The organism is Lentzea kentuckyensis (assembly GCF_002150765.1).
Taxonomy (GTDB): Bacteria; Actinomycetota; Actinomycetes; order Mycobacteriales; family Pseudonocardiaceae; genus Lentzea; species Lentzea kentuckyensis.
This window is the reverse complement of record NZ_MUYM01000128.1, coordinates 41346-68082: the sequence shown is the minus strand read 5'-3', so window position 1 is coordinate 68082 and position 26737 is coordinate 41346. Positions and strand designations below refer to the sequence as shown.

Below are 26737 nucleotides of genomic sequence, written 5' to 3'. Positions count from 1 at the left end.
CGACCACAGCCGTTCGGTGTCGCGCTGGGCCGGCGTGGCCGCGGGGGAGTTCGGGCTCGACGCGCCGACGATCAGGGTCGCGCAACTCGCCGGGCGCCTGCACGACATCGGCAAGATCATCATTCCCGAGGTCGTGCTGACCAAGCCCGGCGCGTTGTCCGAAGAGGAGTGGCGGTTGCTGCGCCAGCACCCCGACTTCGGCTACCGGCTCGCGCGGATGGTGCCGGGCTTCGCGGGCGTGGCGCACGTGATCAGGCAGCAGCACGAGCGGTACGACGGCGAAGGCTACCCGGACAAGCTGCGCGGCGCGGACATCCGGGCGGAGGCCAGGATCCTGTCCGTATGCGTGGCCTGGGCCGCGATGCGGTCAAACCGTCCACATCAGACCGCGCTGGACGAGAACCGCGCTCGGCGCGAGTTGTGGGCAGGCCGCGGCGAACAGTTCGATCCGGACGTGGTCGACATGTTCCTCGACCTGCACACCCAGGGCAGCATCGGAATGTTGCGTCCGTCCGGATTGTCTGTTCAGGAGGCTGGATTCCCGGCGGACTTCCGTCCTTGATCGTCGGGTGATGGCATGCTCTGCCCATGAGCACGGAGTACGCCATCCCCGCAGAGGTGCCGAGTCCGGAACGTCCGGAACCGCCGGGTGGGCCCGTCGGAAGGTGGCTGCTCGCCGACCGCGTGGCGCCCACCGGCCCGGAGAGCCAGGAGTCGCACGCCAAGCCGCACGCGTGGTGGAAGGTCATGACGCTGACCGGCGTCGACTACTTCTCCACGCTGTCGTACCTGCCGGGCATCGCCGCGCTGGCCGCCGGCGCGCTGTCGCCGCTGGCCACGTTGCTCATCGTGGCCCTGACACTGCTGGGCATGCTGCCGATGTACCGGCGGGTGGCGAAGGAGAGCCCGAACGGCCAAGGCTCGGTGGCGATGCTGGAGGACCTGCTGCCGTTCTGGCGCGGCAAGGTCTTCGTGCTGGTGCTGCTCGGGTTCGTGGCGACGTCGTGGATCATCACGATCACCCTGTCCGCCGCCGACGCGTCGGTGCACGCGCTGGAGAACCCGTACGTCCCCCAGTCGTTGCACGGCTACGAGATGGCGCTGACCATCGTGCTGCTGCTGATCCTCGGCGGCGTGTTCCTGATGGGCTTCAGCGAGGCCGTGGGCGTCGCGATCCCGCTGGTCGCGGTGTTCCTGACGCTGAACGCGGTCGTGGCCGTCGTCGGGCTCGTGGACGTCTTCGCGACGCCGGACGCGCTGCAGCGGTGGATCGACGCCCTGGGAGCGCACGGCAACGGCGTGTTCGGCGTGATCGGCCCGGCGATTCTGGCGTTCCCGCTGCTCGTGCTGGGTCTGTCCGGTTTCGAGACCGGTGTTTCGATGATGCCGCTGATCTCGGCGGACGGGAAGACGCCCGAGGAGCGGCTGGAGAGCCGGGTGCGCAACACCCGCAAGCTGCTGACCACCGCCGCGTTGATCATGTCGGTGTACCTGATCGCGACGTCGTTCATCACGACGGTGCTGGTGCCGCAGGACAAGTTCGCCGTCGGTGGCCCCGCGAACGGCCGTGCGCTGGCGTACCTCGCGCATGAACTGCTCGGCGAGGTGTTCGGCACGGTCTACGACATCAGCAGCATCCTGATCCTGTGGTTCGCCGGCGCGTCCGCGATGGCCGGCCTGATCAACATCGTGCCGCGCTACCTGCCCTCCTACGGCATGGCACCGGAATGGGGCCGCGCGGTCCGTCCGGTCGTGATCGTCTACACGATCATCTGCATCATCATCACGATCATCTTCAAGGCCGACGTGAACGCGCAGGCCGGCGCGTACGCCACCGGCATCCTGGCGATGATGGTGTCGGGCTCGTTCGCGGTCACGGTGTCCGCGTGGCGCAAGAAGCAGCGCGGCGCGACGATCGGCTTCACCGTGCTGACGCTGGTGCTGCTGTACGCGTTGGTGGAGAACGTGATCGAGAAGCCGGACGGCATCACGATCTCGTTCGGCTTCATCCTCGGCATCGTGGTGATCTCGTTGGTGTCGCGCATCTCCCGCACCACCGAGCTGCGTGTCGACAAGATCAAGTTCGACGAGAAGGCGCGCCAGTTCATCACCGACACGATCGAGAACGACGGCCGGATCACGTTGATCGCGAACCGCCGCCAGGAGGGTGACAAGGCGGAGTACGACGAGAAGGAGAGCGAGCAGCGCGGCATCAACCCGGTGCCGGGCAGCGCGGACGTCATCTTCCTGGAGATCGACATCGTCGACCCGTCGTCGTTCAGCCACGTGCTGTGCCTGCAGGGCGTCGAGGTCGACGGCCACCGGATCCTGCGCGCTTCCGCGCCCGCCGCGCCGAACGCGATCGCGGCGATCCTGCTGGCGTTGCGCGACTCCACCGGCGTGATCCCGCACGCGCACTTCGAGTGGTCGGAAGGCAATCCGCTCGGGCACCTGTTCCGCTACCTGATCCTCGGCCGCGGGGACACTCCTCCGGTCGTACGCGAGATCATCCGCTCGGCGGAGAAGGATCCCTCCCGACGGCCACGCGTACACGTCGGATAGCTGCAAGACTTCCCCCTGTACGTCCGACTACAGGGGGAAGGACGCTATTCATGTTGCGCAAGGTTTTGGTCGCCTGTATCTCGTTTGTGCTTGTGGCGGCAGGGATTGCTCCTGCTGCCGCAAGCGATTCCGGTACTCGGCCAGTGCGTTCGTGCGCCGATCTGGTGCGCTCGTTCGACGTTCCGGACGCTCGTACTCGCGTCACAACGGCCGCGGTCGTAGCCGGGACACCGGAGTTCTGCGACGTGCGCGGCACGATCGAGCCGAACATCGGTTTCCAGCTGAAGCTGCCGACCCGCACGTTCCGGGGCCGCTACCTCCAGTACGGCTGTGGCGGATTCTGCGGAATCATCGCCGATCCGGCCTTTCCGCAGGGCTGCGGGCCGGCATTCGGTGACGCGGCGGTGGCGGCGACCGACGACGGCCACCAGGTGACGCTGGAGAACCCGTTCGACACGGCCTGGGCGGCGAACAACCAGAAGGCCCGCGACGACTACTTCTACCGCGCACCACACGCGCTCTCGAAGGTGTCGAAGACCATCATCAAGACCTTCTACGGCAAGGCGCCCGCGCAGTCGTACTTCAGCGGGTGCTCGAACGGCGGCCGCGAAGCACTGCTGCTGGCCCAGCGCTACCCGCACGACTTCGACGGCATCATCGCGGCGGCACCGGCCGCCTACTACACCGCGCTGATCGGCTACCAGGCGTGGATCGCGCGCAACACCATCCCGAACGACAAGATCTTCCTGTTGCACAGCGCGGTGATGACGGCGTGCGACGGCCTCGACGGGTTGGTGGACGGCCAGATCGAGGACCCGCGGCTGTGCGAGTTCGATCCCGGCGCGCTGGCAGGTCAGCTGACCGACGACGAGATCGCGCGGGTTCGGAACCTCTACGCCGGACCGTCCGATCACGGCGCGCGGCTCTACCCCGGCGGCCAGCCCTACGGCTCGGAGATCTCTTGGACGTTCTGGCTGAACCCGAGTCCGGGCCTCGGCCGGGGCGTGGCCGCGGAGCTGGCCGACAACGCGTTGAAGAACCTGGTCTACCCGATCGGCAAGCCGCACTCGTCGCTCGCGGACTTCGAGTTCACGGTCCGCGAGTTCCGGCGGGTCGTGCCGGAGACGGTGAAGGCGAACTCGTTGTCGCTCGACCTGCGGGAGTTCCGGCGAGCCGGCGGCAAACTGATCATCTGGCACGGCGCCGGTGACCAGGGCATTCCGTTCGAGGGCACGCTCGACTACTGGCAGCGGCTGACCGGCGGCAAGCCCCAGGACTGGGCGCGGCTTTTCGTCGTGCCGTCGATGTGGCACTGCGAGGGCGGCGACACCCTGACCAACTTCGACCCGTTCCAGGCGCTCGCGTCGTGGGTCGAGGGCGGACAGGAGCCCAACCGGATCATCGCCACCGGCCGTGACGACGCGGGCAACGTGGTGCGCACGCGCCCGGTGTTCCCGTATCCGTTGCGCGCCAAGTACGACGGCTCCGGTTCGATCGACGACGCGGCGAACTTCGTCGCGGCACCGGGCTTCGGCTTCTCCGACCGGATCCGGTGGGCCGGTGAGGATCTCTACCACCGGCCCGGACCCGTTGCCCCCTAACGGAATTTGTCGATGGCAGCGGTGATGGCACGGTCCATGCTGTTGCCCTCCATGATGACGTGCCCGGCGTCGTTCAGAATGATCAGTTCGGCGTCGGGCCACCTCTTCGCGACCTCCCAGGCCGTGTGCAGCGGCCCGCCGAAGTCGTTGCGGCCGTGGATGAGCACACCGGGGATGCCCTTGAGCCTGTCCAGGTTGTCCATGACGTAGTTGGGCTCAAGGAACCCCTCGTTGCCCCAGTAGTGGGTGACCGTGCGCGCCAACTGGTAGCGCATCACCGGGTCCGCGTACCGCGTTCCCTCGAACTCGTTGTCGCCACCGGTGATCGTGGACAGATCCCACTTGCTCCAGTCCCAGGCGGCCTTCTCGCGAGTGGCCGCGTCCGGTGAGTTGAGCAGCTTGTTGTAGGCCGCGGCCAGGTTGCCGTCGCGATCCTCTTCGGGCACGCCGTCGCGAAACGCGTCGAAGTAGTCCGGGTAGAAGATGCCCAGGCCGCGCGTGATCCACGCGTGCTCTTCCGGGCGGGACGTGGTGACGGCGGGGATGATGATCTCGCTGACCCGGTCCGGGTGCTGGATGGCGTAGGCGAGGATCAGCGTCGAACCCCAGGACCCGCCGATGAGCAGCCACTTCTCGATACCGAGGTGCTCGCGCAGCTTCTCCGCGTCGTCGATCAGGTGCTGGGTGGTGTTGTGCTCCATGCTGGTGGCGGGGTCGCTGACGGGTGGAGTGCTGCGGCCGGTGCCTCGTTGGTCCCAGAGGACCAGTTTCCAGTGGCCGGGGTCGAAGTCCTCGCGCCATCGCGGGTTGGAGCCGGATCCCGGACCGCCGTGGAACACGCACGCGGGCTTGCCGTCGGGGTTTCCGCTCACCTCCCAGTGGATGAGCTGGCCGTCACCGACGTCGAGCATGCCCTGGTCGTAGGGCTCCACCTGTGGATACATGCCGGGAAGCGTATGGCCATGAACGGCGCTTTCGTGGACCTCAGGTCCACGAAAGCGCCGTTCATGGCCAGCTCATGGGCGGGCGGGTGTCAGGACTTCTTCTTGGCCGCGATCTGGTCGATGACCTCGGTCTGCGACACCACGATCTTCCCGGCCAGCGCCTTGGACCCGACGTGCACGCCCTTCGCCTGCGCGCCCTTCGCCATGTCCACACCACTGCGCAGGTGCCGCGACAGCGCCGCGAGGAACAGCTCGTCGAACTGCTTGCCCTGGGCCGCCTTGAGCGAGTCGACGTCCTTGGCGGTCATCATGCCGGCCATCTTGTGCGTGGCGGCGGCGTCGTCACCGGGCACCTGGATGTTCCACGAGCGCAGGTAGGTCGCCATCTGCTCGATCTCGCCCGCCTCGGCGGTGGCGATCTTGTCGGCCACGTTGATGACGAACTCGTCCTTGGACTTCTCCATCGCGACCTTGGCGATCTGGATCGTCTGGCGGTGGTGGGGGATCATCTGCAACGAGAACGTCGCGTCCGCTTCGTTGGCCGCGGGTTCGCTGGAGTTGCCACCACCTCCGACCGATGAACAGCCCGTCAGCGCCAGCAGTCCCAGCACGATGATGAGCAGACGCGCTCGCATGAAGCCTCCCGTCACGGTTCCCTGACGAGGCATACGGGTGGCCGTTGTGTCCGGTTCAGTGAAACTTCCGGAACCTAAGCGGTTCCGGAACAGCCCAGCTTGTCCAGGGCTTCCGCCACGCCGAAGACCACGTAGGGATGACCGAGCGGAAGAGGTGCCGGGATCCGGTCGTCCGGGACATCGTGGCTGCGGGCCACCACGCGGGCGAACGGCGCGTCGACGTCCACCTCGGGGTCGACGAGCAGCACCGAGCGCACGAGGTCCTCGTGGCCGCGGACGAGGTCGACGACGTCGGCCGCGATGGGGCCGCTGGTGACCACGTCGAGCACGGTCCGGGGGTCGTCGCGGTGCCTGGTCAGCACCCTGTCCACAGTGGACTTCCACTCCGGGGCGGCCGGCACCCGCAGCCACACGATCCGCAGCCTGTCCGTCAACGTGCGCCAGGTCGCGGGGATCTCGTCGTGCAGGGCCTCGCCGGCTGGATCGATCACGAGCAGGGTCGTGGCCCCAGCGGGCCCGTCGGCTACGACGCCTGGTCCGGTCGCCCTGGCGGGCTCGGTGAAATCACGCATGACCGGGGCTACCCAGCGAGCCCGGCGTTTGCACCCAGTACCAGTGGCGTGAGTGGTCTGGTTGACCACTTTCCGAGCCCAGGTTTATGGTCTAGACCACACCGAAACTTGATCGGCGAGCGATTCAGACGCCGGTTCCCACCCCCTGCATCGGGGTCCGCCCCGCCTGGGAACGAAGCCAAGGAGTTCGGACGATGAAACTCACCCGAAAAGCGGCGCTGGTGATGGCCGCCGTCCCCGCGATCATCTTCATCACGCCGGTCGGTTCGGCCAGCGCTCACGGTTACGTGTCCTCGCCGGCCAGTCGTGCCGCCCAATGTGCGGCGGGTGTCGTCGACTGCGGCAGCACCGGCCCCCGCTACGAACCGCAGAGCGCGGAAGGTCCCAAAGGCCAAACGACCTGCAGCGGTGGTACCCGCCAGGACTTCGAGGTGCTCAACAACGACAACAAGGGCTGGCGGGTCACCGACGTCGGCAGCACCATGACGGTCACCTGGACCTTCACCGCCCGGCACGCCACGCGCGACTACGAGTACTTCATCAACGGCACGCGCGTCGGCTTCGTCGCCGGCAACAACCAGCAGCCGAACAACCCGACCTCCCACACGATCAACCTGGGCGGGTTCACCGGTCGCCAGAAGCTCTACGCCGTCTGGAACATCGGCGACACGGTGAACGCGTTCTACTCGTGCATCGACATCAACATCGGTGGCGGCCCGACGAACCCGCCCACCACCACGACGACCACCCCTCCGCCGAACACCACGACCACCACGACCCAACCGCCCGCCGGTGGCACGTGGGCGCCGAACACGCCGTACGCGGTCGGCCAGACGGTCACCTACGACGGCGCGTCCTACCGCTGCCGCCAGGCGCACACGTCACTGACCGGTTGGGAACCGCCGAACGTGGCGGCGTTGTGGGAGCGGATCTGACCCGATGAAGCGCTTGGTGATCGCACTCGCGGTCCTGGCGCTGGCGGGGTGCGGCGGAGAGGCGATCGTGCCGGAGGGCCAGGGAGCCCACGGTCACGGCGCGTCCTCCGCGGCACCACCCGTTCCGGCGGCCAGCGCGAGGTTCAACGACGCGGACGTCATGTTCACCCAGATGATGGTGGACCACCTGCAGCTCGGCATCAGCCTCTCGCAGGTGGCGCTGGCGAAGGCCACCAAGAAGGAGGCGAAGGACCTCGCGGGCGCGATCGACGCGACCCAGCGGGAGGAGCTCTCGATGCTGAAGTCGTGGCTGAAGCTCTGGGGCAAGCCCGAGAGCGGCGGCAAGGACCTGCATGCGGCGCACGGCGGTCAGCCGTTGCTCGACGACAAGGTCATCAACGACACCAGGGACAAGAGCGGAGCCGAGTTCGATCTGTCCTTCCTCAACCTGATGGCCGGGCACCAGGGTGCCGCGATCGAGATGGCGCTCACGGAGAAGAAGGACGGCATGAACCCGGAGACCGTGGCCTACGCCGAGCGCGTGACCACCATCCGGCAGGGCCAGATCTCGCAGATGCTGAAGGTCATCAGCGAACAGTAAGCGTTTGGTCAGCGGTCCGGCGTTCCCTTCCCGGCCATGGACGTACTGATCTCGGGAGCGGGCATCGCCGGGCCCGCACTCGCTCACTGGTTGTCGCGCTTCGGCTTCTCGGTCACGGTCGTGGAACGCGCGTTGTCGTTGCGCAGCGGCGGTCAGGCCGTGGACTTCCGCGGCGAGGCGCACCTGTCCGTGCTGCGGCGGATGGGCGTGCTCGACGCCGTGCGGGCCGCGCGGACCTCGCCGCGCGACATGGTGTTCCGGGGCCTCGACGGTCGCGAACGGTCGCGGTTGCCCGCCTCGTTCACCGCGGGGGAGGTGGAGATCCTCCGCGGCGACCTGTCGCGCCTGCTGTACGAGCTGAGCGCGGCCGACGCCGAGTACGTGTTCGGCGACTGGATCACGTCGCTGCACGACGACGGCGCGGGGGTGGACGTGACGTTCGCGCGCGGGCCGTCCAGGAGGTTCGACTTCGTCATCGGGGCCGACGGGATGCGGTCCGCGGTGCGGCGCCTGGTCTTCCCGGAGTACCGCCCGAAGTTCCAGGGCTACTACTTCGCGATCTGGGACGCGGACGGCGACGACCGCGACCTCACGTGCTCACCCGGACTGCTGACCGCGCCGGGATGGTTGATGTACAGGTCCTCGATCCCGCCCGAGCTCATGCCGTACGAGGTCATCGCCCCCGGTGTCTACTTCGACTCGATCAGCCGGGTGCGGATGCCGACGGTCAGCTCCGGCCGGGTCACGCTGATCGGCGACGCCGGATACGGATCGACGTTGGGCGGCATGGGAACCGGGCTCGCGATCGTCTCGGCCTACGTGCTGGCCGGGGAGATGGCGGCGGGAGAAGGCGCCTTCGCCCGGTACGAGGCGCTGATCGGCCCGTACGCGCGAGGGAGCCAGGGCAGTCCTGGGCGGTTCCTCGCGCCCGAGACCAGGCTCGGGATGTGGGCGCGGGACCGGATGTTCGGGTTGCTGCCGAAGATGCCGATGGTCGCACGCATGGACATGAGGGCGGCGACCGCGATCAAGCTCCCCGACTACGCATAGGCCCTCTACCGAAGCGGCGCTCGTTCACTCACACGAACCCCACCAGCCTCATTTTTCGGCACGCGGGGACCCCGCGTACACCTGAAGCGGACGAAAGGCCCCCGCGTTACGGCCGGCAGGCAGGGAGGGGTTGCGGAGGGTGATGGGTGGGGTGTCGCTTCACTCGAACGGGGGCGACATTGATGCGGCGGCCAGTTCGTTGAGCACCTCTTCCACCTGCTGCTTGGCCGCCGCGTGCATCCACCCGAACCCGAGCTCCCGCTGCGCTTCCCGCAACAGCTCCTCGGCGCGCGCCGGTTCTCCCCGGCGCTGGGCGATCCTGGCGAGGCCGGCGTTCGCGAGCGCTCGGGTGGCGGCCAGGCCTGCCTGCGTCGCCAGCTCCAACGCCAGCAGGTAGTCGCGTTCGGCCGCGTCCTCGTCGATGTCGAGCAACCGGTCCGCGCGCCGCCCGCGCAGCTCGGCGAGTTCCTCCATGGCGCCCAGTTCGCCGACCGCCTGGAGTGCCTCGTCGGTGAGTGCGAGGGCTTCGCGCGGATCCTCGGTGAGGTTGGCCAGCACGTCCAGGACCTGGGCCGCGCCCCAGCGTTCGCCCAGGTCCTGGAACTGCCGCAGTGCCGCGCGGGACTGCTCGATCGCCAGCGCCCGGTCACCGCGCTGGGCCCAGGTGAGGTAGGAGTTGCTGAAGGCGGTCAGGCCCTGGATCCACGGGTCGTCACTGCGCTCGACCTCGCTCTGCAGCGCGGTGCGCGGGGCGGCGGGGTCCGGCGGCCCGGTGAGCATCGCCCAGGCGATGAGCACGAACGGTTGCCGGATCGGGCCGTTCAGCTGCCTGAGCAGGTCCGGCACGCGTTCCGGAGCGGCGAGCGCGAGCAGGATCGCGTACCGCTCGGTCGTCTCCTCCTCGGCCAGGGAGAGGAGTTTCTGGGCCACGCCTTGGACTTCCGTGCGGCTGCCCTTCACGTACCAGTACCACGAGAGATCGCTGACGAGCTGCAGCGCCAGCTCCCGATCGTGTTCGGTGGCCCACTCGACGGCCTGCAAGAGGTTCGCGTGCTCGGCGGTCAGCCTGGTGAACCACTTCACCTGGTCCCGCCGGCGCAGCTCGGGATCCGCGCGCCGGGCGAGCGCGTGGAAGTACGCGGCGTGCTCGGCGTCGACGCGTTTGTGCTGCGAGCAGAACTCGCGGATGGTCTCCAGCATGCGGTAGCGGCCGTCGGTGGCCTCCACCAAAGACTTGTCCACCAACGCTTCCAGCACTTCGACGTCGTGTCCGCAGACCTGTTCGACGGCCTCCAGCGTCGCCCCGCCGCTGAACGTGGCCAACGCGGCGGCCAGGTCGCGTTCGTCGGCGCCGAGCAGGTCCCAGCTCCACTCCACGACGGCGCGCAGGGTCTGGTGGCGTGGTGCGGCGGCGCGGTTTCCCTTGGTGAGCAAGCGGAATCGGTCACCAAGCCGGGCCGAGATCTCCTGGGTGGTCAGCGTCCGGGTGCGGGCTGCGGCGAGTTCGATCGCGAGGGGGAGTCCGTCGAGCTCGCGGCAGATGTCGGCGGTGTGCCGGTCCTGTACGAAACCGGGGTTCACCAGGCGGGCGCGGTCGACGAACAACGCCACGCTCTGCTCCGGCTTCAACGGCGGCACCGGGCACAGCGTCTCGCCGGTGATGCCCAGCGCTTCCCGGCTCGTGGCCAGGATCCGCAACGACGGACACGTGCTGAGCAGCTGCTGGGCCAGGTGAGCGGCCTGGACGATCACGTGCTCGCAGTTGTCCAGGATCAGCAACGTGTCCCGCTCGCGCAGGGCGAGCGTCAGCCGATCCTCCGGCGCCAGCACGGTTTCCTTGAGCCCCAACGCCTGCAGCGTGGCCGCCGCGACATCCTTGACCGGCGCCAGGTCGACGAAGATCGCGTCCGGGCCCGCGCTCTGCAGGGCGAGCCGGGTCTTGCCCGCACCGCCGGGACCGGTCAGCGTGACGAGCCGCGAGGTCAGCGCGGCGATCCGCCGCAGTTCCTCTTGTCTGCCAACGAAACTGGTGAGCTGCGCCGGTAGTTCGCGATGGGTCTGCCCGCGCAGGATCTGCAGGTGGATGGCGCGCAGCTCCGCCGACGGGTCGGTGCCGAGTTCGTCGGCCAGCAGCGCCTTGGCGTCCTCGAACGCCTGCAACGCCTCGGCCTGGCGGCCCTGCTGGTTGAGCGCCTGCATCAGGTAGCCGCGCAGGCGTTCGTCCAGCGGGTGCTGCCCGACCAGGTCCGAGATCTCCTGCACGTCGGCCTTGCCGAGCCGGATCCGGGCGGCGATCAGAGAACTCGTCACGGTCGCCCGCTGCTGTTCGAGCCGGGTCGCGTGGTCGGCGGCGTCGACGTCGGCGAGCGCCGGGCCGCGCCAGAGCTGAAGTGCTTCGGACAAAAGGGATTCCGCCGCCTGCGGATCACCCCGTTCCAACGCCTGCGTGCCATCCGCGGCGAGTGCGGTGAACCGGTGCGCGTCGACCTGGCCGGCCGCCAGCGTCAACCGGTAGCCGGCCGGGTGGAACTCGATCAGCGAGGCGTCGCCGAGTGCCCGGCGCAGGCGCGACACCTGGCCCTGCAGGGCGTTCGCGGCATCGGACGGCGGCTCGGAGCCGTAGAGCTCGTCGATCAACCGGTCGAGCGGGACGATTTCGCCTGCCCTGATGGCCAGCAACGCCAGCAGGGTGCGCGGCCGTGGGCCACCCACCGGGATCCTGCCGTCCGGGGAGTGCGCCTCAACTGGGCCGAGAATGCCGACGTGCACGGTGTCAGCGTACGAAGCGGCCGGGACTCGTACCCAGGACACGGCGAAAATGGCGCGTCAGATGCGACTGGTCGTGGAACCCGGCCAGCACCGCGACCTCGGCCGCCGGAAGTCCGTCCACCAGGAACCCGCGGGCGAGATCGACCCGGCGTCCGGTCAGATACCGGTGCGGCGGCAACCCGAACCGCCGGCTGAACGCCCGCACCAGGTGCGTCGGGCTGGTCTGCAGCTCGGCGGCGGCCTCGGCGAGCGTGATCCCGGCGGGCAGGGAGGCGTCGAGCAACTGCCGCAACCTGTCGGCGAGCGTCGGGTCCGCGTGCACGACTGGCGAAGTGCCCGCGAAGTGGTGCGTGAGGCGTTCGGTGATCAACGCCAGCTGGCTCGACGCTTCGAACGGGTCCTCCAGCGCCAGGTGCAGCTGGTGCACCCGCTGCCGCAGCAGCGGATCGACGAGCATCGGGGTGTCGACGGCCTTGCCGATCAGCTCGCCCGGCAGCGCGGTGTCGTCCAGGTACAACACCCGCTTGCGGAAACCGGTCGGGTACGCCGACCTCCCGTCGTGCGGCACGTGCGGCGGCAACAGCGTGACGCCGTCCACGAGAGCGCCGCGCTCGTGACGGTCCAGTTCGTACCGCACGGCACCCGTGTCCAGCAGCATCAACGTCCACGCATCGTGCGTGTGCGCTGGGTAGACGTGCGTGGTGAACGAGGCGTGGAAGACCTCTTTGATGCCTTCCACGCCTGGCTTCCAAGCCGAGACGCCCATGTCAAAAACGTACAAGACGCTGATGCCGGTCGGCCGCGATCGTGAGTCCATGTTCGACACCAAGATCGCTGTGTTGCTGCGGGACGACCTGGCCGGCTGGCAGGCGCTGAACGTCACCGCCTTCCTCGTCAGCGGGTTGCCCGAGACGCTGCGCGGCGAGCCCTACATCGACGCCGACGACGTCAACTACCTGCCGATGTTCGGCCAGCCAGTGGTGGTCCTGCAGGGCGACGGGGACCTGGTCAAGAAGGCCCACGAGCGCGCCCTCAGCCGCAACCAGGCCATGACCGTCTTCACCGCCGACCTGTTCGAGACGGGCAACGACGAGGACAACCGCGCTGCCGTGCGCAAGGTGCACACCCAGGACCTCGACCTGGTCGGGATCGCCGTGCACGGCCAGAAGAACGCCGTCGACAAAATCTTCAAGGGCGCTCGCATGCATCCATGATTGACTGCGAACCATGCTGGTGGGGACGCGAGAGCTCGAGGTGTTCGAGAAGTTCAGGCCGCGGATGGAGGCGATCGCGTACCGCCTCCTGGGGTCCGCGAGCGAGGCCGAGGACGCGGTGCAGGACGCGTACCTGCGCTGGCAGGCCGCCGAGCACGAGGTCATCGAGACGCCCGAGGCGTGGCTGACGAAGGTGCTCACCAACCTCTGCCTCAACCGCCTCACCTCGGCGCGGGCCAGGCGCGAGACGTACGTGGGCCAGTGGCTGCCAGAGCCGGTCTTCGCCGGTGACCGGATGCTGGGCCCGTCCGAGACCGTCGAGCAGCGCGAATCGGTCTCCATCGCGATGCTCACCCTGATGGAACGGCTCTCGGCCAACGAACGGGTCGTGTACGTGCTGCGTGAGGCGTTCGGCTACGCGCACAGCGAGATCGCCGAGATCCTCGACCTCACCGAGGTGAACTGCCAGCAGATCTACCGGCGCGCCAAGCAGCACCTCGCCAGCGGTCGGACCCGCATGGAGGTCGACGCGGCGGGCGCGCGCAGGATCGTCGAGGAGTTCCTCGCCGCGGCGCTCAGCGGCAACACCGACTCGCTCGTGCAGCTGCTCTCCGACGACGTGATCAGCGCGGGCGACGCCGGCGGTGTGTTCATCAGCCTGCCGAAGCCGATCACCGGCGCGTTGAAGGTGGCGAGGTTCCTGCGCACGCTGTTCACCCCCGACGCCGCCAAGCAGGAGATGGTCGGCGGCCGCCTCGAGTTCTTCGCCTCGATCGTCAACGGCGTGCCCGCGCTGGTGCTCGTGGTGGGCGACCGGGTCTTCGTCGTCATCTCCCTGGAAGTCACCACCGACGGCATCGCGGCCATCCACACCCAGGCCAACCCCGCCAAGCTCGACCACGCCACGCGCCAGTGGGCCACGATCGAACGCGGAGAACCCCTCGCCGAAGAGTGGTGACCCAGGTCACAGTCGACTCCTGTCAGGTTTCGCGCCGCTGCCCGGTTCAGGGAGCGACACCATCCAGACAGGAGTGAAGCCCATGACTCACCGCATCGTCGTTCTCGGAGCCGGATACGCCGGAGCCAACGCCGCCGGGCGCCTCGCCAAGAGGCTGCACCCCGCCGACACCGAGATCGTTCTGGTCAACGCAGACCCCGAGTTCGTCGAGCGCGTGCGCATGCACCAGCTGGCGACCGGCCAGGACCTCAAGGTCCGCAAGCTGACCGACGTCTTCGCGGGCACCGGCGTGCAGGTGCGCATCGCGCGGGTCGAAGCCGTCGACGCCGAACGCAGGATCGTGGCCACCGACGGTGGCGACATCGCCTACGACACCCTCGTCTACGCCCTCGGCAGCACCGCCGCCGACGTTCCCGAGCACGTCCACAACGTCGCGGGCAAGCAGTCCGCACTGCGCCTGCGGGCTCGGCTGGCGGAGCTCGGCGCGGGTGCGTCCGTGCTCGTCGTCGGTGGTGGACTCACCGGCATCGAGGCCGCCACCGAGATCGCCGAGGCCCGGCCGGACCTCGACGTCTCGCTCGCCACCCGAGGTGAGCTCGGGTCGTGGCTGAGCGACAAGGGCCAGGGTTACCTGCGCAAGGCCTTCAACCGGCTCGGGATCACCGTGCTCGAAGGCGTCGACGGTCGTGGGATCCCGGCTGACGTGACGGTGTGGACCGCCGGCTTCGCCGTCCACCCCATCGCCGCGGCCACGACCCTGGAGGTCTCGCCGTCGGGCCAGATCGTCGTGGACGAGACGATGCGGTCCGTCTCGCACCCGGACGTGTACGCCGTGGGTGACGCCGCCTTCGCGGTCGGCGGGAGCGGTTCGCCGTTGCGGATGTCGTGCGCCTCAGGCGTTCCGACGGGTCACCTGGCGGCCGACGCCATCGCCGCGCGCCTGACGGGCCGTGCGCTCCCGGAGAACAAGATCGGTTACAGCGGTCAGTGCATCAGCCTCGGCCGCGGTGACGCCCTCGTGCAGTGGGTGACTCCTGACGACCAGCCCAAGCCGTCCGTCCTCACCGGCAAGACGGCCGCACGCGTGAAGGAGTTCATCTGCAAGTCCGCGGCGTGGAGCATCTCGCACCCGACGGTCATGCTTCCGACGCGCCGTCGGCGGATCACCACGGCCAGCGCGGCGCTCGAAACCGCGCTCTGACCCGATCGTGGCACAGTGCGACCCGCGCGCCCGAAACTCGCAGCCTGCCTCCTCGCTCGCCGCTGACGACACGCGGGGCCCTCGCGTGCGCTCAGAGCGCACGAAAGCTCCCCGCGTGTACTTCGGTGTCGGCGTGTCGAGGCGCGACGCGCCGTGGCGGGGACGTGGGTCGGTGCGGAAATTGGCCCAAGGAAGTGGCGCCACCTTGTCCCACGACTAGGGCCAATCGCCGCCCTACGGTCATAGTCATGACCAGGCGACTCGCGTACGCACAGCTGACGAACTCCATCGGTGACGGCGGGTTTCTCGTCGTTTCGGCGTTGTACTTCACCCAGATCGTCGGCCTGAGCGCGGCGCGGGTCGGGCTCGCCCTGACCCTCGCGTGGGGCGTCGGCGCCGTCGCGGGGGTGGGCCTGGGACACCTCGCCGACCGCCTGGGACCGCGCACCACCGCGGTCGTGCTCGCGGCAGCGACGGCGACGAGCATCGGGATCCTGCTCCTCACCCGGAACTTCGCGGCGTTCGTCGTGGTCATGTGCCTGTACGCGAGCTTCCAGAGCGGACTGCAGGCGTCCCGGCAGGCACTCCTGGCCGGCCTCACCACGCCGGAGGAGCGCACGCGAGCACGGGCGCGGATCCAGTCCACGGCCAACGCGGGCATCGCGATCGGCGCGGCGATGGGCGGGCTGGCCCTGCACCTCGGCACCGAAGCCGCCTACACGGCCGTGTTCGTGCTCGACGCGCTCAGCTTCCTCGCCGCCGCCGCGATCCTGAGCACGCTGCCGGAGACCGTGATGACCAGGGCCAAGGGCAAGTTCGACGTGCTGAAGGACCGGCCGTACGCGCTGATCACGCTGATCAACGCCGTGATGCTGCTCTACATGCCGTTGCTGAGCCTGATCATCCCGCTGTGGATCGTGCAACGGACCGAGGCGCCGACGTGGCTCGCGGCCGCGTTGCTGGTGCTCAACACCGCGGCCGTCGTGCTGTTCCAGGTCCGGATCGCACGGCGGGCGACCGACCTCGGCAGCGCGTCGAAGCTCGTCCGCCACGCCGGGCTGATCATGCTCGCGTCCTGCGCGGTCTTCGCGGTGACGGCGTTCAGCCTCGGCGCGTGGCAGGGGGCGGCCGTGCTGATCGCCGCCGCCGCGCTGCAGGTGCTCGGCGAGATGATGCTCGCCTCCGGGGCGTGGGAGATCAGCTTCTCCCTCGCGCCCGCCGACCGGCAGGGCCAGTACCAGGGCTTCTTCGCGACCGGCACCGCGGTCGCGCGCATGGTCGGCCCCGCCCTGCTCACCACCGTCGTGCTCGGCTGGGGGTCGCTCGGCTGGCTGCTGGTCGGCGGGCTGTTCGTCGTGGCCGGTTACGCGATGGGACCCGCGGTGCGCTGGGCCCGCGAGAAGAACTCCACCAGCACCGGTGCCGCGGCCGACGACTTGAGCATGTGCGTCTGACCCGCAAGCTCCTGGTGCTCCACGTCCCCGAGCACCTCCGCGACGTTCTTCATGGTGTTGCGGAGGTATTCGGGGCTCTTGCCGCCGTTCGCGACGAGCGTCGGCACCTTGATCTTCCAGCGGACAGCAGGCAACGGCCTGCCGCGGCCGTCGTCGCCGAGGATGCGCAGGTCCCACACCAGCGTGTGGGCGACCAGCTTCAGCTTCTTCCACACCGGGGTGAGCTTCATGATCGCGAGACCGATGCCGGGAACGCCGACCATCTTCATGAACTTCGAGATCATCCCGGAACGGTCGCCGCGCGCGAGCATGTCGTTCATCTGCTCGACGATGTCGGCGGGACGCGGGGTGTACGTGTCGTCCACGACCATCGGCAGCTCGTAGATCGCGAGCCTGGTGATGGACGTCAGCCTCGTGGCCGCGTCGAGCGCCAGCACCGCGCCAGAGGAGACGCCGAACACGAACGCCGACCCGCCGGCCTCCTTGATCACTGCGTCGAGGTCCTCGATCTCGCGCTCGACCGACCACGGCGTCGCGCCGTCACCGGTCTCGCCGCGGCCGCGCCGGTCGTAGGTGTAGACGGTGAAGTTCTTGTCCAGCACGGATGCCAGCTCGGTGGACGGGCCGAACATGCGGTGGCACATCGCGCCGTCCACCAGGATCAGCGCGGATCCGGCGCCGGTGACCGAGTAGGCGATCCGCGTGCCGTCGGCGGAGGTCGTGAAGCGCGTCATTTCCGGTCTCCCAGAGTGGTGTCGAGGAAGAGCTGCCAGTCCTGTTCGGACTCGTCGCCCTCGAAGACGTGGTGTGCGGCGATGAACGGGCCGAAGAACCCGCGCATGAACCGGTAGATGCCCCTGTCGGTGCGCAGGCCGAGCGTGTGGGCGTTGCGGTGGAACTCGACGGCGTCCGGGAGCTTCTCGGCCAGCGCCGCGTCGAGCTTCTTCCAGGCCTCGTCCCAGTCCGTGACCATCGGCCCGAAGACCGTCAGCGGGCGGGCCGTGCGGCCGGCGAAGTGGCTCAGGTACTCGGCCAGGGTGCTGCGGAACAGCGCGCCGCCCAGCGTCATCGCCTCGAACTCGTCGGCCCAGTCGTCGCCGGGCAGGAAGCCGCTCGTCACCATCCGCAGCACGGTGCTGCTGTGCTCACGGCCCTCGATCAGGAACTCGTAGGCGATGAACCGGCCGTCCGGCGCCTCGCCGCTGTTGTACGCGAAGTGGCGCAACGGCTCCGACGCGGTGATCTCACTCGTCGGCTGGTACCCGCCGAAGGTCATCTTGACCTGGCCGTTCGCGACCTCGTTGCGGCCCATGAACCACGAGTCGATGCCCGGCCCTGTCGCGATGGCGGTCCAGACGTCCTCGACGGACGCCGGCACCTCGATGTCGTCGGTGCTCTCGAACGCGTGGCCCATCAGCTCTCCTCCTGGCTTCGTGAATGGTGCCATCCTGCCGCCGACAATTCTCTTCGTCAAGACAGTAGAGCTGGTCTTGACAAAAAAAGTTGTCGGTGATTCCGTTCTGAACACCGAAACCCCTGGAGGAAGTCATGTCCCGCACCGCCTGTGGTGTCGTCGCCGGTCCGCTCTACCTCGTCGTCGGGTACGCCCAGGCGTTCACCCGCGAGGGCTTCGACCTGGCGCGGCACCCGTTCAGCATGCTCAGCCTCGGCTCGCTGGGCTGGATCCAGATCGCGAACTTCATCGTGAGCGGCGCGCTGTTCGTCATCGCCGCGACCGGGATGGCGAGGCACACGAATTGGGGTGCGCGGCTGATCGGCCTGATGGGGGTGGGGATGATCCTCGGCGGAGTGTTCGTCGCCGATCCAGGCCTCGGCTTCCCCGCGGGCGCACCGGACGGACCGCCCGACTCGATGTCGTGGCACGGCGCGCTGCACGCGGTGGCGTTCGGTCTCGCCATGATCGGCTGGATCGGCGCGTGCTTCGTGTTCGCGCGTAGGCTCGGAGGATGGCTGGCGGTGGTGAGCGGCCTGACGGGCGTGCTGCTGATGGTGCCGATGGCGTTCCTCGGCAACCCCGGCGGGACGGTGCTGCTCTACGCGGTGGCGACGGTCGGCTGGATCTGGACGTCGCTCGTGTCCCTGAGGCTGAACCGGCCTGCCTTCTTGAGCTGATCTGCCCCGAGTGCGGGCGTGTCACCACCGACGAGGACGCGCCCGGATGTGAAGCCTGTCGTCACACGAGCTGATGCGCGTGCATCTTGCTGATGTCGTAGGAGACGCCGCAGAACGTGCACTGCAACCCGTACCTGCTGCTGATGGTGAACAGCGGGATGAAGAAGATCGTCGGCTTCGTGTAGCGCCGGAACAGGTTGTGCGCGGACTGGTGGTGGCAGTGCCCGCACACCAGCTGCAACATCCGCAGCTGCTGGATCGTCGTACGCCAGCCGAAGATGACCATGTGGGCTCCTGTAGGTCTGTTTCATCCTGTTGACGCGCGGGCTGTGGTTCTCGTTGCGCTCGGCTGGGTAGCCGGTAGTGCATGAGCGACGTGCAGGACGAGCTGCTGCGGACGTTGACCAAGGTCGCCAACGCCCTGCGCAGCGCGGAGATCCCCTTCGCGTTGACGGGTGGGTGCGCCGGCTACGCGCGGGGCGGACCGGCGAGTGAGCACGACGTGGACCTGCTGGTGCGCCAGCAGGACGCGAACGAGGCGGTGCGGGTTCTCGTGCAGCGGGGACTGCGGGCCGCGGAGCCGCCGGAGGACTGGCTGCTGAAGGTCTACGACGGGGACTCGTTGGTGGACCTGCTGTTCCGGCCCAACGAGCGCCCGGTCACCGACGAGATCCTCGCGATGGCCGAGGAGATGCCGGTCGGGTCGGTGATGTTGCCGGTGATGCCCGCGACGTTCGTGCTGAGCAGCAAGTTGCTCGTGCTGGACGGGCACCGGTGCGACTTCAGCGAGTTGCTGCCCTTCGCCCGCGCTCTGAGAGAGCAGATCGACTGGGATCAGGTGCGCGAGGAGACCAAGCACTCGCCGTACGCCGAAGCGTTCCTGGTGCTCATCGAACGTCTGGAGATCATCGGGAGGGGCAATGGAATCCGAGCAGTACCTCGCGGCAAACCTGCGTAGGGCGGTCGCGGAAGACCCCAGAACGGCCGAACTCGGCGTGCGGGTCACCGTTCGCGGTGACCACGTGATGCTCTCCGGCGACGTGGCGTGCGCAGAACGCAGGAAGGCTTTGGAGGAGGTGCTGCACGAGGCGGCACCCCAGCTGACGATCTTCAACGACGTGCGCGTGACGCCGGCGGGCGAACCGGAGGGTGAGGAGGACCTGCGATGATCCGGATCGCCGCGGTAGGCGACGTGCACCTCGGGGAGGACATGCGCGGGCGGCTGCGGCCCGCGCTGGAGAAGGTCGGGGAGCACGCGGACGTCCTGTTGCTGGCCGGTGACCTCACCCGGCACGGCACGGTCAGCGAGGCCCAGGTCGTCGCGGACGAGTTCGCGGACCTGCCGGTGCCCGTCGTCGCCGTGCTCGGCAACCACGACCACCAGGACGACAAGCCGCTCGAAGTCACCAAGACGTTGCAGGACAAGGGCATCCACGTGCTGGAGGGCACGACGTTCGAAGCCAGGATCAACGGCTGCACGCTCGGCGTCGCCGGGGTCAAGGGGTTCGGCGGCGGGTTCGCCGGCAAGTGCGGCAGCGCGTTCGGCGAGCGTGAGATGAAGGCGTTCATCCAGCACACCTGCGACATCGCGGAGACGCTGGAGAGCGCACTGTCCGAACTGGACACCGACATCAAGGTCGCGCTGACGCACTACGCGCCGGTGCCGGACACGTTGCGCGGTGAGCCGCCGGAGATCTACCCGTTCCTCGGCTCGTACCTGCTCGGCGAGGCGATCGACGCCACCGGCACGCATCTCGCCGTGCACGGACACGCGCACTTCGGCACTGAACAGGGCATGACCCCGGGCGGGGTGCGGGTCCGCAACGTCGCGCAGCCCATCATCCGCTCGGCCTACACGGTCTACGTGATGGAAGGTGCTACCGCATGACCGTTGGAGACTTCATCGTCGGGCGTTTGCGCGACTGGGGTGTCAAGCAGGTCTTCGCGTATCCCGGCGACGGCATCAACGGGATCGTGGCGGCGTTCGGCAAGGCGGACAACGATCCCGCGTTCATCCAGACGCGGCACGAGGAGATGGCCGCGTTCGCCGCGGTCGGTTACGCGAAGTTCAGCGACGACGTCGGCGTCTGCCTGGCGACGTCCGGACCGGGCGCGATCCACCTGCTCAACGGCCTGTACGACGCGAAGCTCGACCACGTGCCGGTCGTGGCGATCGTCGGCCAGACCGCCCGCACCGCGCAGGGCGGCAGCTACCAGCAGGAAGTCGACCTGCACTCGTTGTTCCGCGACGTCGCCTCGTTCCTGGTCGACGTCACGGTGCCAGAGCAGCTGCCGAACGCGCTGGACCGGGCGATGCGCACGGCCGCGGCCGACCGCGCGCCGGCCGTGCTGATCATCCCGAACGACGTGCAGGAACAGGACTACGAGCCGCCCAAGCACGAGTTCAAGTACATCCCGTCGAGCCCGCCCTCACGCCCGTCGTCGCGTGTCGTGCCGGCCGACGACGAGGTGCGGCGCGCGGCAGAGGTGCTGAACACGGGTGAGAAGGTCGCGATCCTGATCGGTCAGGGCGCTCGCGGGGCGGCCGCGGAGGTGCGCGAGGTCGCGGACCTGCTCGGTGCCGGCGTCGCGAAGGCGTTGCTGGGCAAGGACGTGCTGCCTGACGACCTGCCGTACGTGACCGGCTCGATCGGGCTGCTCGGCACTCGGCCGTCGTACGAGATGATGCGCGACTGCGACCGGTTGCTGATCGTCGGGTCGAACTTCCCGTACTCGCAGTTCCTGCCGGAGTACGGCAAGGCGCGCGGGGTGCAGATTGACGTCGACGGCCGTGCGATCGGCATGCGCTATCCGACCGAGGTCAACCTCGTCGGTGACGCGCGGGAGACGTTGCGCGCGCTGATTCCGTTGCTGGAGCGCAAGAACGATCGCTCGTGGCAGCAGACGATCGAGAAGAACATGAAGCGCTGGCAGGAGGTCGTCGAACGGCAGGCGCACGCGCCGGCCGATCCGGTCAACCCGATGCTGATCGTGTCGGAGCTGTCGAAACGCCTGCCCGCCAACGCGATCGTCACCGCGGACTCCGGTTCCGCGACGAACTGGTACGCCCGTCTGCTGCGCATTCACGGCAACGTGCGGTCGTCGTTGTCCGGCACGCTGGCCACGATGGGCTGCGCGGTCCCGTACGCGTTGGGCGCCGCGTTCGCTCAGCCTTCACGGCCGTTGATCGCTCTCGTCGGCGACGGCGCGATGCAGATGAACGGCATGGCGGAGCTGCTGACGTTGAAGCACCACAACATCCGTTGCGTGGTGTGCGTGTTCCACAACAACGACCTCAACCAGGTCACGTGGGAGCTGCGCGCGATGGGCGGTGCACCGAAGTTCGAGGTGTCGCAGGAACTTCCAGATATCTCGTACGCGGCCTACGCGCGTTCGATCGGCCTGCAGGGCATCGAGGTCGACTCACCGGACCAGCTCGGCATGGCGTGGGAGACCGCGCTGGCGTCGGACGGCACGGTCGTGCTCGACGTGCGCTGCGACCCGAACGTGCCGCCGATCCCGCCGCACGCGACGTTCGACCAGCTCAAGGACATGACCGAAGCGGTGCTGCGCGGCGACCCCGACGCGTGGGACGTGCTGCGCCGCGGCCTGACCACCAAGATCCAGGAGTTGCTCCCGTGAAGCTCGGCTATTTCCTGTCCTCGGAAGAACACGGCCCGCGCGAGCTGGTCCGCAACGCGCGCATGGCCCAGGACCAGGGTTTCGAGGCGCTGTGGATTTCCGACCACTACCACCCGTGGAACGACGAACAGGGCCAGTCGCCGTTCGTCTGGGGCACCATCGGCGCGTTGTCCGAGACGGTGTCCGTGCCGATCACCACCGCCGTGACCTGCCCGACCGTCCGCATCCACCCGGCGGTCATCGCCCAGGCGGCGGCGACCGCGGCCGTGCAGTGCGAGGGCCGGTTCGTGCTCGGCGTGGGCAGCGGCGAGGCCCTGAACGAACACGTGCTGGGCACGCACTGGCCGTCCGCGGACGTGCGGCTGGAGATGCTGGAGGAAGCGATCGGCATCATCCGCACGCTGCACCAGGGCGACGAGCTCACCCACCACGGCAAGCACTACACCGTCGAGAACGCCCGCGTGTACACCGTGCCCGAACGCCCGGTGCCGATCCACGTGTCGGCGTTCGGCCCCAAGGCCGTCCGGCTCGCGGCCCGCTGCGGCGACGGGTACATGGCCGTCGGTCCCGCCGGTGACCTGGTGCGGCAGTACCGTTCGGAAGGCGGCCGTGGACCGGCGCAGAGCGGCTTGAAGGTCTGCTACGCCGAGTCCGAAGAGGACGCTGTCGCCACCGCGCATCGCCTGTGGCCCAACGACGGCCTGCCCGGCGAGCTGGCCCAGGTGCTGCCGACGCCGCGCCACTTCGAGCAGGCGTCGGAGCTGGTGACGCCGGAGATGATCCGTTCGTCGATGCCGTGCGGTCCCGACCCGGAGCAGTACGTGGAGAAGATCAAGGAGTTCGCCGACGCCGGGTTCGACGAGGTCTACGTGCAGCAGATCGGGACGAACCAGCGCGAGTTCTTCGACTTCTGGGCCAAGGAGGTCGTGCCGCTGATCGACGTTTAGGAGCAGATACGCGCGGGGCACCCGGTCCTATGAGGAGATTCCTGCGCGAGCACAGCCTGACGCTCGTTTTCGGAGGGCTTTTCCTCGCCGCGCTGGTCGGCCAGTTCTTCGCCGGCCACGCCGACTACAACGAGCGTCAGGCCGCGTTGGGCCAGCCTGTGCTGTCTCTGGGGTCGTATCTGTTCTCCGCCGACTTCCTGGTCGACGTCGTGGAGAACTGGCAGTCCGAGTACCTGCAGTTCTTCCTGTACGTCACGGCCACCGTCTGGCTGATCCAGAAGGGCTCGCCCGAGTCGAAACCGGCGGGCAAGGCCGGCCCGGAGAGCGATGAGGAACAGCAGATCGGCCAGTACGTCAAGGCGTCGTCCCCGAAGTGGGCACGTGCGGGCGGCTGGCGCACCGCGGTGTTCTCGAGGTCGCTCGGCCTCGCGATGCTGGTGCTGTTCCTGTTCTCGTGGACGATGCAGTGGATCGCGGGCTGGTACGCCAACAACTCCGACCCGCTGGCCGAGAAGACGGGCCTGGGCGAGTACTTCTTCTCCGCAGACTTCTGGAACCGGTCGCTGCAGAACTGGCAGTCCGAGTTCCTGGCGATCGCGTCGATGGCGATTCTCAGCGTCTACCTGCGGCAACGCGGCTCGCCCGAGTCGAAACCGGTGGGTGCGGCGCACTCGACGAGCGACGAGTCGGGCTAAGATCGGCCGCATGACCACCAGAAAGGGCCATGCCGCGTAGGCGCCCCGCTCCGGTTCGCGCCCGTCAGCTGCACGGGCGGCCGATCAGGCAAGTCTCCCGGGTTTCCGCACCCACGTTGCGTGCTATCGCTGATTTCGAACGCACGTACTTCGGACCCGGCGCTGTCGCCGAAGCCTTCACCGGCTGGGCGCGGTTCGTGCACGGACCGGCTCGCATCATCGACGATTACAGCGACAACCACCTCGACTATCCCTGTTGCCCCCGGCACGACCCGGCCGACTGCCGCGCCGAACTGCGCGCGGCCCTGCTCGCCTTGCCCGCCAAGGCGGCCCGCGAGTTGCGCGCACTCGTCCGGCCGCTCGATGACCTGTACCTCGCGCGCTCGATTCCCCATCCGGAGCACGCGCACCTGCGAGGGCTGCTCGAATGACGAAAGCGCGGCGGGACAAGCAGTCCCACCGCGCTTCCCAAGGCAGCGCGACCACCTTCTCGGGCCGTCGCCACCGTCTCTACACGAGGATCTCGCCGACCGTGCCGGCACCCACGGTCTTGCCGCCCTCGCGAATCGCGAACCCGAGCCCGATGTCCATCGCCACCGCCTTGCCCAGCTCCACCGTGACTTCGACGGTGTCACCTGGCAGCGCCAGCGTCCTGTCGAGCTCGACCACCCCGACGACGTCGCCGGTGCGGAAGTGGAACTGCGGCCGGTAGTTCGTGGCGATGCCGGTGTGCCGGCCGCCCTCCGCGTGCGACAGCAGGTACACCGAGGCGCGGAACCTGGTGTGCGGCGCCACGCTGCCGGGCAGGGCCAGCACCTGGCCGCGCCTGACCTCGCCGCGACGAACACCGCGCAGCAGCACCGCGGCGTTGTCCCCCGCCTGGGCCTGCTGCATCGGCTTGCCGAACGTCTCGATGCCGGTGGCGACACTCGACACGGGGGAGCCGAGGCCGATCACCTCGACCGCGTCGCCGAGGCCGAGCACGCCACGCTCCACCGCGCCGGTCACGACGGTGCCGCGGCCGGTGATGGTCATGACGTTCTCGATCGGCATCAGGAACGCACCTTCGAGATCACGCGTGGGCACCGGTACGTGCGTGTCCACGGCGTCCAGCAGCGCGACGACCGAAGCCGTCCACTGCGGGTCGCCCTGCAGCGCGCGCAGGCCGGAAACCCGCACCACCGGCGTGGCGTCGCCGTCGAAGCCGTACTGGGAGAGCAGGTCGCGGATCTCCAGCTCCACCAGGTCGAGCAGCTCCGGGTCGTCCACCGCGTCGGCCTTGTTCAGCGCCACCACCACATGCGGCACGCCCACGCGGTGCGCCAGCACCACGTGTTCGCGCGTCTGCGGCATCGTGCCGTCCTCGGCGGACACCACGAGGATCGCGCCGTCCAGCTGCGCCGCGCCCGTGATCATGTTCTTCACGTAGTCGGCGTGACCGGGCATGTCGACGTGCGCGTAGTGCCGCGTGGGCGTCTCGTACTCGACGTGCGCGATGTTGATCGTGATGCCGCGGGCGAGCTCCTCCGGGGCGCGGTCGATGCGGTCGAACGCGGTGAAGGTGGTGCCCGACGGGTCCATTTCGGACAGCACCTTGGTGATCGCCGCCGTCAGCGTGGTCTTGCCGTGGTCGACGTGTCCCATGGTGCCGATGTTGAGGTGCGGCTTGGCGCGCACGAACTCTTGCTTCATTGCCCTTGTCCTCGAAGAGACAGCTGGAGGGTTCAGAACCGTTGGACCGCCACCACCCCCCTCCAGCGGTCCTGAAGGAGGGACTGGAGAAGGGTCAGAGTCGGGCGCCGGCCAGCTGTGCCGAGGCAACGGCGAGCGCGCCCGCAGGAACACCTGCGAACGTGTTGAGCTCAGCCGTCAGGAACATGCGATGATCGTGACAGATCTACGGATTCGTTGTCACATGGTTTTCCGCCAACCGGATCAGCGCTCGCGCCGCGGGGCTGTGCGGCCCTTCCGAACGCCACGCGAAACCGAGTCGGCTGCACGGCGACGGGTCGGTGATCCGCACGGCATGCAGGTCCGACACCATCGACAGCGCCAGGATCGCCGGGCCGAGGCCGCGCTGCGCCAGCGTGATCACCATCGGCGGTGCGGACGCCTCGAACGCGATCCGCGGCCGGCGTGATCCGCACGCCGCGTCCAACGCCCCGCGCAGCCCCGTTCCCGGCGGCAGGCTGATCAACCCGCGTTCGAGCAGCTCGTCCAGTGCAACGGACTCCCTGCCGTACCAAGGATCCCCAGCGGCGACCGCGGCCACCAGCGGCTCATCGGCCAGCACCCGCACCGACAACCCGTCCGGCGCCGAACCCGCGTACCCGATCAGCGCGAAGTCCAGCTGACCGTCCACAAGGGACGAGATCAGCGAGTCGGAGTTGGCCTCCACCAACGTGATCTCCACGTCGGGATGCGCGGTGTGGAACGCGGACAACAGCTCCGGCAGGTCCATGATCCCGCACGACACGACCATCCCGACGCGCACGACTCCGCGCACCAGCCCGGCCATCTCCTCCACGGTCCGCCGCGCCGACTCGACCGACGACAAAGCCGCCCGCGCCAACGGCAACACCGCCGCCCCGACGTCGGTCAGCGTGACGCCGCGCCCCGACCGGTCCAGCAGGTCGTGCCCGAGCTCTCGCTCCAGCCGCCGGATCTGCGCGCTCACGCCGGGCTGCGCGACGTGCACCCGTTCCGCCGCCCGCGTGAACGACGCCTCCTCCGCGACCGCCACGAAGTACTCAAGCTGCCGAAGCTCCATAACCAACGATTATAGACCCGAGCACAACTAGATCTTGGACATATAACCGCAGGC

General features: G+C 68.6%; 28 protein-coding genes. 18 read left to right on the top strand and 10 right to left on the bottom strand.

Annotated features, from left to right (window positions below):
• The 3 genes from B0F77_RS41035 to B0F77_RS41025 all read left to right on the top strand — a co-directional run.
• The coding region (locus B0F77_RS41035; RefSeq protein WP_143467191.1) for an HD-GYP domain-containing protein at positions 1-562 on the top strand (562 nt) is incomplete at its 5' end.
• 26 nt (positions 563-588) lie between these two features.
• Positions 589-2562 (top strand): APC family permease, encoded by a 1974-nt coding sequence (locus B0F77_RS41030; protein WP_086668466.1) that lies wholly within the window; start codon positions 589-591, stop codon positions 2560-2562.
• A gap of 143 nt (positions 2563-2705) precedes the next feature.
• Complete coding sequence (locus B0F77_RS41025) at positions 2706-4163, top strand: tannase/feruloyl esterase family alpha/beta hydrolase (protein WP_245849318.1); 1458 nt, start codon at positions 2706-2708, stop codon at positions 4161-4163.
• Here B0F77_RS41025 and pip read toward each other — a convergent pair.
• From pip to B0F77_RS41010, 3 genes are all read right to left on the bottom strand, one after another.
• The gene (gene pip, locus B0F77_RS41020; RefSeq protein WP_086668464.1) at positions 4160-5107 is read right to left on the bottom strand and encodes a prolyl aminopeptidase; all 948 of its coding nucleotides are present in this window, start codon (positions 5105-5107) and stop codon (positions 4160-4162) included. The two genes, B0F77_RS41025 and pip, sit on opposite strands and share 4 nt — an antisense overlap.
• An 89-nt stretch (positions 5108-5196) precedes the next feature.
• Positions 5197-5742, bottom strand: a complete 546-nt coding sequence (locus B0F77_RS41015) for a DUF305 domain-containing protein (RefSeq protein ID WP_158102970.1) — start codon at positions 5740-5742, stop codon at positions 5197-5199.
• A gap of 74 nt (positions 5743-5816) precedes the next feature.
• Positions 5817-6314 carry a hypothetical protein gene (locus B0F77_RS41010; protein WP_143467190.1) on the bottom strand — a complete coding sequence of 166 codons (498 nt, stop codon included), beginning with the start codon at positions 6312-6314 and terminating at the stop codon, positions 5817-5819.
• Between the two features lie 194 nt (positions 6315-6508).
• Between B0F77_RS41010 and B0F77_RS41005 the strand changes: the two genes are divergently transcribed.
• The 3 genes from B0F77_RS41005 to B0F77_RS40995 are packed head-to-tail and all read left to right on the top strand — an operon-like array spanning position 6509 to position 8900.
• Positions 6509-7249 carry a lytic polysaccharide monooxygenase gene (locus B0F77_RS41005; protein WP_086668461.1) on the top strand — a complete coding sequence of 247 codons (741 nt, stop codon included), beginning with the start codon at positions 6509-6511 and terminating at the stop codon, positions 7247-7249.
• Positions 7250-7253: 4 nt separating this feature from the next.
• Entirely contained in the window at positions 7254-7850 is a 597-nt protein-coding gene (locus B0F77_RS41000) for a DUF305 domain-containing protein (RefSeq protein ID WP_086668460.1), read from the top strand.
• Between the two features lie 36 nt (positions 7851-7886).
• Positions 7887-8900, top strand: a complete 1014-nt coding sequence (locus tag B0F77_RS40995; protein WP_086668459.1) for an FAD-dependent monooxygenase — start codon at positions 7887-7889, stop codon at positions 8898-8900.
• 159 nt (positions 8901-9059) lie between these two features.
• Here B0F77_RS40995 and B0F77_RS40990 read toward each other — a convergent pair whose 3' ends face one another.
• Positions 9060-11669, bottom strand: coding sequence for an AfsR/SARP family transcriptional regulator (locus tag B0F77_RS40990; protein WP_143467189.1), 2610 nt, complete (start codon positions 11667-11669; stop codon positions 9060-9062).
• 4 nt (positions 11670-11673) lie between these two features.
• Positions 11674-12435, bottom strand: coding sequence for an AraC family transcriptional regulator (locus B0F77_RS40985; RefSeq protein WP_086668457.1), 762 nt, complete (start codon positions 12433-12435; stop codon positions 11674-11676).
• Here B0F77_RS40985 and B0F77_RS40980 point away from each other — a divergent pair.
• The 4 genes from B0F77_RS40980 to B0F77_RS40965 all read left to right on the top strand — a co-directional run bounded on the left by B0F77_RS40980 (position 12434) and on the right by B0F77_RS40965 (position 16496).
• Positions 12434-12883, top strand: coding sequence for a DUF2000 domain-containing protein (locus B0F77_RS40980; protein WP_211294286.1), 450 nt, complete (start codon positions 12434-12436; stop codon positions 12881-12883). The two genes, B0F77_RS40985 and B0F77_RS40980, sit on opposite strands and share 2 nt — an antisense overlap.
• Before the next feature lie 13 nt (positions 12884-12896).
• Positions 12897-13841 (top strand): RNA polymerase sigma factor SigJ, encoded by a 945-nt coding sequence (sigJ, locus tag B0F77_RS40975; protein WP_086668456.1) that lies wholly within the window; start codon positions 12897-12899, stop codon positions 13839-13841.
• Between the two features lie 82 nt (positions 13842-13923).
• On the top strand, positions 13924-15042 hold the full coding sequence (locus B0F77_RS40970) for an NAD(P)/FAD-dependent oxidoreductase (protein WP_086668455.1): 1119 nt from the start codon (positions 13924-13926) through the stop codon (positions 15040-15042).
• A gap of 248 nt (positions 15043-15290) precedes the next feature.
• Positions 15291-16496: an MFS transporter gene (locus tag B0F77_RS40965; RefSeq protein ID WP_086668454.1), complete on the top strand. Its 1206-nt coding sequence runs from the start codon at positions 15291-15293 to the stop codon at positions 16494-16496.
• Here the strand turns inward: B0F77_RS40965 and B0F77_RS40960 are convergent.
• Both B0F77_RS40960 and B0F77_RS40955 read right to left on the bottom strand, forming a co-directional pair.
• Complete coding sequence (locus tag B0F77_RS40960) at positions 16406-17230, bottom strand: alpha/beta fold hydrolase (protein ID WP_086668453.1); 825 nt, start codon at positions 17228-17230, stop codon at positions 16406-16408. The genes B0F77_RS40965 and B0F77_RS40960 overlap by 91 nt on opposite strands.
• Entirely contained in the window at positions 17227-17910 is a 684-nt protein-coding gene (locus B0F77_RS40955; protein WP_086668452.1) for an SRPBCC family protein, read from the bottom strand. The genes B0F77_RS40960 and B0F77_RS40955 overlap by 4 nt, the downstream gene beginning before the upstream one ends.
• 134 nt (positions 17911-18044) lie before the next feature.
• On the opposite strand from B0F77_RS40955, the gene B0F77_RS40950 reads away from it, so the two are divergent.
• The gene (locus B0F77_RS40950; protein ID WP_086668451.1) at positions 18045-18629 is read left to right on the top strand and encodes a DUF998 domain-containing protein; all 585 of its coding nucleotides are present in this window, start codon (positions 18045-18047) and stop codon (positions 18627-18629) included.
• A gap of 61 nt (positions 18630-18690) precedes the next feature.
• On the opposite strand, the gene B0F77_RS40945 is transcribed toward B0F77_RS40950, so the two are convergent.
• Positions 18691-18915, bottom strand: a complete 225-nt coding sequence (locus B0F77_RS40945) for a zinc-ribbon domain-containing protein (RefSeq protein ID WP_086668450.1) — start codon at positions 18913-18915, stop codon at positions 18691-18693.
• A gap of 81 nt (positions 18916-18996) precedes the next feature.
• On the opposite strand from B0F77_RS40945, the gene B0F77_RS40940 reads away from it, so the two are divergent.
• From B0F77_RS40940 to B0F77_RS40910, 7 genes are all read left to right on the top strand, one after another.
• Positions 18997-19587, top strand: a complete 591-nt coding sequence (locus B0F77_RS40940; RefSeq protein ID WP_086668449.1) for a nucleotidyltransferase family protein — start codon at positions 18997-18999, stop codon at positions 19585-19587.
• Entirely contained in the window at positions 19550-19798 is a 249-nt protein-coding gene (locus B0F77_RS40935; RefSeq protein WP_086668448.1) for a BON domain-containing protein, read from the top strand. Before B0F77_RS40940 ends, B0F77_RS40935 begins: the two co-directional genes overlap by 38 nt.
• Positions 19795-20517, top strand: coding sequence for a metallophosphoesterase family protein (locus B0F77_RS40930; protein ID WP_086668447.1), 723 nt, complete (start codon positions 19795-19797; stop codon positions 20515-20517). Before B0F77_RS40935 ends, B0F77_RS40930 begins: the two co-directional genes overlap by 4 nt.
• The gene (locus B0F77_RS40925) at positions 20514-22271 is read left to right on the top strand and encodes a thiamine pyrophosphate-requiring protein (protein WP_086668446.1); all 1758 of its coding nucleotides are present in this window, start codon (positions 20514-20516) and stop codon (positions 22269-22271) included. Before B0F77_RS40930 ends, B0F77_RS40925 begins: the two co-directional genes overlap by 4 nt.
• The gene (locus B0F77_RS40920; protein ID WP_086668445.1) at positions 22268-23218 is read left to right on the top strand and encodes a TIGR03557 family F420-dependent LLM class oxidoreductase; all 951 of its coding nucleotides are present in this window, start codon (positions 22268-22270) and stop codon (positions 23216-23218) included. Before B0F77_RS40925 ends, B0F77_RS40920 begins: the two co-directional genes overlap by 4 nt.
• Before the next feature lie 29 nt (positions 23219-23247).
• The gene (locus tag B0F77_RS40915) at positions 23248-23913 is read left to right on the top strand and encodes a DUF6766 family protein (RefSeq protein ID WP_086668444.1); all 666 of its coding nucleotides are present in this window, start codon (positions 23248-23250) and stop codon (positions 23911-23913) included.
• Between the two features lie 116 nt (positions 23914-24029).
• Complete coding sequence (locus tag B0F77_RS40910; protein ID WP_086668443.1) at positions 24030-24344, top strand: hypothetical protein; 315 nt, start codon at positions 24030-24032, stop codon at positions 24342-24344.
• Positions 24345-24423: 79 nt separating this feature from the next.
• Here the strand turns inward: B0F77_RS40910 and tuf are convergent, their stop codons facing one another.
• Both tuf and B0F77_RS40900 read right to left on the bottom strand, forming a co-directional pair.
• The gene (gene tuf / locus B0F77_RS40905) at positions 24424-25605 is read right to left on the bottom strand and encodes an elongation factor Tu (protein WP_086668442.1); all 1182 of its coding nucleotides are present in this window, start codon (positions 25603-25605) and stop codon (positions 24424-24426) included.
• A 205-nt stretch (positions 25606-25810) separates the two neighbouring features.
• A complete protein-coding gene (locus B0F77_RS40900) occupies positions 25811-26683 on the bottom strand; it encodes a LysR family transcriptional regulator (RefSeq protein ID WP_086668441.1) in 873 nt (290 codons plus the stop codon).
• Positions 26684-26737: the final 54 nt, after the last annotated feature.

What these genes read in the sequence shown, in the direction of transcription:
- B0F77_RS41030 (WP_086668466.1), top strand. Translation starts at nt 589, where the DNA reads ATGAGCACGGAGTACGCCATCCCCGCAGAGGTGCCGAGTCCGGAACGT.
- pip (WP_086668464.1), bottom strand. Translation starts at nt 5,107, where the DNA reads ATGTATCCACAGGTGGAGCCCTACGACCAGGGCATGCTCGACGTCGGT.
- B0F77_RS41015 (WP_158102970.1), bottom strand. Translation starts at nt 5,742, where the DNA reads ATGCGAGCGCGTCTGCTCATCATCGTGCTGGGACTGCTGGCGCTGACG.
- B0F77_RS41010 (WP_143467190.1), bottom strand. Translation starts at nt 6,314, where the DNA reads ATGCGTGATTTCACCGAGCCCGCCAGGGCGACCGGACCAGGCGTCGTA.
- B0F77_RS41005 (WP_086668461.1), top strand. Translation starts at nt 6,509, where the DNA reads ATGAAACTCACCCGAAAAGCGGCGCTGGTGATGGCCGCCGTCCCCGCG.
- B0F77_RS41000 (WP_086668460.1), top strand. Translation starts at nt 7,254, where the DNA reads ATGAAGCGCTTGGTGATCGCACTCGCGGTCCTGGCGCTGGCGGGGTGC.
- B0F77_RS40995 (WP_086668459.1), top strand. Translation starts at nt 7,887, where the DNA reads ATGGACGTACTGATCTCGGGAGCGGGCATCGCCGGGCCCGCACTCGCT.
- B0F77_RS40980 (WP_211294286.1), top strand. Translation starts at nt 12,434, where the DNA reads ATGTCAAAAACGTACAAGACGCTGATGCCGGTCGGCCGCGATCGTGAG.
- B0F77_RS40985 (WP_086668457.1), bottom strand. Translation starts at nt 12,435, where the DNA reads ATGGGCGTCTCGGCTTGGAAGCCAGGCGTGGAAGGCATCAAAGAGGTC.
- sigJ (WP_086668456.1), top strand. Translation starts at nt 12,897, where the DNA reads ATGCTGGTGGGGACGCGAGAGCTCGAGGTGTTCGAGAAGTTCAGGCCG.
- B0F77_RS40970 (WP_086668455.1), top strand. Translation starts at nt 13,924, where the DNA reads ATGACTCACCGCATCGTCGTTCTCGGAGCCGGATACGCCGGAGCCAAC.
- B0F77_RS40965 (WP_086668454.1), top strand. Translation starts at nt 15,291, where the DNA reads ATGACCAGGCGACTCGCGTACGCACAGCTGACGAACTCCATCGGTGAC.
- B0F77_RS40960 (WP_086668453.1), bottom strand. Translation starts at nt 17,230, where the DNA reads ATGACGCGCTTCACGACCTCCGCCGACGGCACGCGGATCGCCTACTCG.
- B0F77_RS40955 (WP_086668452.1), bottom strand. Translation starts at nt 17,910, where the DNA reads ATGGGCCACGCGTTCGAGAGCACCGACGACATCGAGGTGCCGGCGTCC.
- B0F77_RS40950 (WP_086668451.1), top strand. Translation starts at nt 18,045, where the DNA reads ATGTCCCGCACCGCCTGTGGTGTCGTCGCCGGTCCGCTCTACCTCGTC.
- B0F77_RS40945 (WP_086668450.1), bottom strand. Translation starts at nt 18,915, where the DNA reads ATGGTCATCTTCGGCTGGCGTACGACGATCCAGCAGCTGCGGATGTTG.
- B0F77_RS40940 (WP_086668449.1), top strand. Translation starts at nt 18,997, where the DNA reads ATGAGCGACGTGCAGGACGAGCTGCTGCGGACGTTGACCAAGGTCGCC.
- B0F77_RS40935 (WP_086668448.1), top strand. Translation starts at nt 19,550, where the DNA reads ATGGAATCCGAGCAGTACCTCGCGGCAAACCTGCGTAGGGCGGTCGCG.
- B0F77_RS40930 (WP_086668447.1), top strand. Translation starts at nt 19,795, where the DNA reads ATGATCCGGATCGCCGCGGTAGGCGACGTGCACCTCGGGGAGGACATG.
- B0F77_RS40925 (WP_086668446.1), top strand. Translation starts at nt 20,514, where the DNA reads ATGACCGTTGGAGACTTCATCGTCGGGCGTTTGCGCGACTGGGGTGTC.
- B0F77_RS40915 (WP_086668444.1), top strand. Translation starts at nt 23,248, where the DNA reads ATGAGGAGATTCCTGCGCGAGCACAGCCTGACGCTCGTTTTCGGAGGG.
- tuf (WP_086668442.1), bottom strand. Translation starts at nt 25,605, where the DNA reads ATGAAGCAAGAGTTCGTGCGCGCCAAGCCGCACCTCAACATCGGCACC.
- B0F77_RS40900 (WP_086668441.1), bottom strand. Translation starts at nt 26,683, where the DNA reads ATGGAGCTTCGGCAGCTTGAGTACTTCGTGGCGGTCGCGGAGGAGGCG.